The 4,071-nt window shown below is 71.9% G+C and carries 3 protein-coding genes and 1 pseudogene; 3 read left to right on the top strand and 1 reads right to left on the bottom strand.

Annotated elements, in window-relative coordinates; all coding sequences use genetic code 11:
* Positions 1-100: 100 nt before the first annotated feature.
* From AB8Z36_RS31600 to AB8Z36_RS31610, 3 genes are read left to right on the top strand one after another with little or no spacing between them, the layout of a single operon-like run.
* Entirely contained in the window at positions 101-1,573 is a 1,473-nt protein-coding gene (locus AB8Z36_RS31600; protein ID WP_369216818.1) for an aldehyde dehydrogenase family protein, read from the top strand.
* A gap of 45 nt (positions 1,574-1,618) precedes the next feature.
* Positions 1,619-2,440, top strand: coding sequence for a GMC oxidoreductase (locus AB8Z36_RS31605; RefSeq protein WP_369216819.1), 822 nt, complete (start codon positions 1,619-1,621; stop codon positions 2,438-2,440).
* A complete protein-coding gene (locus AB8Z36_RS31610; RefSeq protein ID WP_369216820.1) occupies positions 2,437-3,876 on the top strand; it encodes an APC family permease in 1,440 nt (479 codons plus the stop codon). Before AB8Z36_RS31605 ends, AB8Z36_RS31610 begins: the two co-directional genes overlap by 4 nt.
* Here AB8Z36_RS31610 and AB8Z36_RS31615 read toward each other — a convergent pair.
* A pseudogene (locus AB8Z36_RS31615) lies at positions 3,873-4,071 on the bottom strand (hypothetical protein); the annotation flags it as partial. The gene AB8Z36_RS31610 and the pseudogene AB8Z36_RS31615 sit on opposite strands and share 4 nt — an antisense overlap.

Below are 4,071 nucleotides of genomic sequence, written 5' to 3' on the forward strand. Positions count from 1 at the left end.
GTATGGCCCCCGCACGATGGGCCGAGGATGTTGGTGACCGGTGTCCGTGCCGGTGCGGCACGCCCGGCACCGGACACGCACGCGAGCGAGGGAGTGCACGATGCCGGAACTGTTCGTCGACGGTGAGTGGACCGCCGCCGCCCAGGGCGGGCGCCGGGACGTGATCAACCCGTACGACGCCTCCGTCATCCAGCAGGTCGACGACGCCGACGAGACCGACGTCCCGCTCGCCGTCCGCGCGGCGCGGCGCGCCTTCGACCACGGCGGCTGGGCGTCAGCACCCACCCGGGAGCGGGCCGACGTGCTGCTGCGGGTCTCGCGGCTCCTGCTGCGCGACCAGGAGGAGATGGCCCGCGTCGAGAGCCTGGACACCGGCAAGACGCTCGCCGAGGCGCGCATCGACATCGAGGACGTCTCCAACGCCTTCCGCTACTTCGGCGAGATCGCCGACAAGGACGGCGGCCGCGTCGTGGACGTCGGCCCCGACGTGCTCAGCCGCGTCACCTACCACCCCGTCGGCGTCTGCGCCCTCATCGCACCCTGGAACTACCCCCTGCTCCAGGCCTCCTGGAAGGTCGCCCCCGCCCTGGCGGCGGGCAACACCTTCGTCCTCAAGCCCAGTGAGACGACACCGCTCTCCACGATCCACATGGTGCGGCTGATCGCCGAGGCGGGGGCGCCCGCCGGGGTCGCCAACCTCCTGCTCGGCTCCGGCGCCACCGTCGGCGCGGCCATGGCCGCCCACCCCGACGTGGACCTGGTCTCCTTCACCGGCGGCCTGGACACCGGGCGGCGGATCATGGAAGCGTGCGCGCCGGGCGTGAAGAACATCGCACTGGAACTCGGCGGCAAGAACCCCAACGTCGTCTTCGCCGACTGCGACTTCGACGCCGCGGTCGACCACACCCTGGAAGCCTCGTTCCTGCACTCGGGCCAGGTGTGCTCGGCCGGCTCCCGGCTGCTCGTGGAGGACTCCCTGCACGACCGGTTCGTGGCGAAGCTGTCCGCCCGCGCCCAGGCCATCCGGCTCGGCAGCGGCCTGGACCCGATGACCGAGAGCGGGCCGCTCAGCTCGGCGGAGCACCGGGCGAAGGTCGAGAGCTATCTGGCCATCGCCCGAGCGGAAGGCGCCCGTCTGGTGTGCGGCGGGCGCCGCCCGGAGGACCCCGACCTCGCCGACGGCTTCTTCCTGCTGCCCACCGTCTACGCCGACTGCGACCGCTCCATGCGCATCGTGCAGGAAGAGGTGTTCGGCCCGGTCGTCACCGTGGAGCGCTTCCGCGACGGCGACGAGGACCACGCCGTGGAGCTGGCCAACGACACCCGCTACGGCCTGGCGGGCGGCGTCTGGACCAGCGACGCGAGCCGCGCCCAGCGGGTCGCGGCCAGGCTGCGCCACGGCACCGTATGGATCAACGACTTCCACCCCTACGTCCCCCAGGCGGAGTGGGGCGGCTTCGGCCGCTCCGGCATCGGCAGGGAGCTCGGCCCCACCGGACTGCGCGAGTACCAGGAGGTCAAGCACACGTACCAGAACCTGCGCCCCGCCCCCTCCGGCTGGTTCAAGGGCTGAGCGGACACGGCCGGGGACGGGCGAGGCGAGGAGAGCGGGCGCGGCATGGACGACGAGACGACGACCTACGACTACGTGATCATCGGCGGCGGCACGGCCGGTTCCGTGCTCGCCGCCCGGCTCAGCGAGGACCCCGCCTGCCGGGTGTGCGTGGTCGAGGGCGGTCCCAGCGACGTCGGCGACGACCGCGTCCTGAAGCTCCGCAACTGGATCAACCTGCTCGGCGGCGAGTTCGACTACGGCTACACCACCGAGGAGCAGCCGCGCGGCAACTCCCACATCCTGCACTCCCGCGCCCGGGTGCTCGGCGGCTGCTCCTCGCACAACACCCTGATCAGCTTCCTGCCGTTCCCGCAGGATCTTCAGGAGTGGGTGGCCGCCGGATGCGCGGGCTGGGGGCCCGAGACGATCCTGCCCTACCGCGCGCGGCTGCGGAACACGATCGTGCCCGTCGGCGCCGCCGACCGGAACGCCATCGCCAAGGACTTCGTCGACGGCCTGCGGATCGCCCGCGAGGTGGCCGCCGCCGACCCGCTCCGGGAGTGGCTGCTGCGGGAGGTCGCCCCGGGACCCGAGGTGACATCGGACGCGGATCTGTCGGAGTACGGGCGCCGTGCCGCCCACACCGTCTACCACCCGGCGGGCACCTGCAAGATGGGCGCCGAGGACGATCCGACGGCGGTGGTCGATCCGGAGCTGCGGCTACGCGGACACGACGGGCTGCGCGTCGTGGACGCGTCGGTCTTCCCCACCATGCCGACCATCAACCCGATGGTCACCGTGCTGCTCGCCGCCGAGCGCGCGGCGGACCTCATCACCGCCCGGCCGGGACCGGGGACCGCCGACCCCGAAGGGGCCCACCAGTGACCACCGCCGACGCCGCGCCGGGCGAGGAGAAGTCGGAGTTCCGCAAGGACATGGGCCCCTGGGCCAACTTCGCCCTCGGCTTCACCTACCTCTCCCCCGTGGTCAGCACCTACACCCTGTTCGGCACCGCCCTCGCCGACGGCGGCCCCCCGATGATCTGGGCGTTCGTCATGGCGGGCTGCGGGCAGTTCCTCGTCGCCCTGGTCTTCGGCGAGGTCGTCGCCCAGTACCCGGTGGCGGGCGGTGTCTATCCGTGGGCGCGGCGCCTGTGGGGCAAGCGCTGGGCGTGGATGACCGGGTGGGTCTACATGTGGGCGCTGCTCGTGACGATCACCAGCGTCGCCTACGGCGCCGGGCCCTACATCGCCATCCTGCTGGGCTTCCGCCCCACCGTGCACACCACCGTGCTGTGCACGATCGCACTGATCGTCATCTCGGTGCTCATCAACTACGCCGGTACGAAGGCCCTTTCGTGGGCGGCGCTGATCGGCTTCGGCGCGGAGCTGCTCGGCGCGCTCGTCGTCGGCGTCATCCTGCTCACCACCCATCGCTTCCACGGCCTCGGGGTGCTCTTCGACGACTTCGGCGCGTCCGGTGACGGCTCCTATCTGCCGGTGTTCCTGGGCGCGGCGATCATCGGCTTCTACCAGTACTACGGCTTCGAGGCCTGCGGAGACGTCGCCGAGGAGGTCAAGAACCCCGGCAAGGTGATCCCCAAGGCCATGCGCCGCACCATCTACGTAGGCGGGGCCGCGGCGACGTTCACCTGTCTGACCCTGCTCCTCGCCGTCGTCGACTACCGCGCGGTGATCTCCGGCAAGGACCCCGACCCGGTGGTCAGGGTCCTCTTCGACGCCCTCGGCGAGGCGGGCGCGCGCACGGTGATGGCCGTCGTCCTGATCTCCTTCCTGTCCTGCACGATCAGCCTCCAGGCCGCCGCGGGCCGGCTGATCTACTCCTACGCCCGCGATGAGATGATCATCGGGCACCGGCTGCTGCGGAAGTTCTCCGAGGCGCGCGCGGTCCCCCCGTACGCGCTCCTGGTCGCGGCGGTGGTGCCCGCGCTCATCGCCGTCGGTTCGCTGATCTCGACGGACGCCCTCACCTCGATCGTGTCCTTCGCCATCCTCGGGATCTACGCCGCCTTCCAGATGGTCGTCCTGGCCGCGCTGCGCGCGCGCCTCAAAGGCTGGAAGCCGAGCGGGGAGTACCGCCTGGGCCGCTGGGGCCTGCTGGTGAACGCGGGTGCACTGGCCTACGGTATCTTCGCCATCGTCAACATCGCCTGGCCCCGCCAGCCCGAGGCCGCCTGGTACGACAACTGGATCGTGCTGCTCAGCGGCGGCATCGTGGTCGCGGCGGGGCTGGTCTACATGTTCACCACGCACCACTACGGCCGCGGCGACGCCCCGGCGGACAGCGCGGTCCCGGACTAGGGGCGCAGGTCCGGAGCGGGCTGGGCGGCGGGCAGCAGGACCGACACGTCCGGTTCGGACCCGGTGGCGAAGCCGCCGACGACGGACAGCCGGTCCAGGTCGACGACGGCGATCCGGTCGGCGTCGAGCAGGGAGACGTACGCCAGCGCCCCGGCGGGGTGGAGCGAGACGGCGGCCGGGATGCCGTCGAGCCGC

The sequence above is a fragment of the Streptomyces flavofungini genome (genome assembly GCF_041028215.1).
Taxonomy (GTDB): domain Bacteria; phylum Actinomycetota; class Actinomycetes; order Streptomycetales; family Streptomycetaceae; genus Streptomyces; species Streptomyces flavofungini_B.